This is a genomic window from Tamlana crocina, assembly GCF_012037625.1.
The window spans coordinates 1-357 of sequence record NZ_JAAVJS010000510.1 but is presented as its reverse complement, the minus strand read 5'-3'; the positions used below and the strand labels follow the sequence as shown (position 1 = coordinate 357).

Annotated in this window: 1 protein-coding gene; it reads right to left on the bottom strand. The window is 38.4% G+C overall.

From position 1 onward, the window contains the following. A partial coding sequence (locus HC176_RS17820; protein ID WP_167920341.1) for an RsmD family RNA methyltransferase occupies positions 1 to 357 on the bottom strand: 357 nt, incomplete at both ends.

Genomic DNA, 357 nt, shown 5'->3' with positions numbered 1-357 from the left:
AGTTATAAGGAGGATCGGCAAAAATAATATGTGCTGATTCTCCTGTAGCATTCAGGAATTTAAAAGCGTCACTTTTTACAGTACGAATCGGCATATCCATTTCTGAAGAGATCTTATTAATGAATTTTACACATTCAAAATGTGCATCAACAGCTATGATATCCTGTGCCCCACGGGAGGCTAATTCATAGGCGATATTTCCTGTGCCGCTAAAAAGATCGATCACTTTTAAAGCTGAAAAGTGATACTGATTGTTGAGGATGTTAAAAAGGGCTTCCTTGGCAAAATCTGTAGTAGGTCTTACCGGAAGTTTCTTGGGAGCTGTGATCCTTTTTCCTTTGTGTATACCTGAAACTA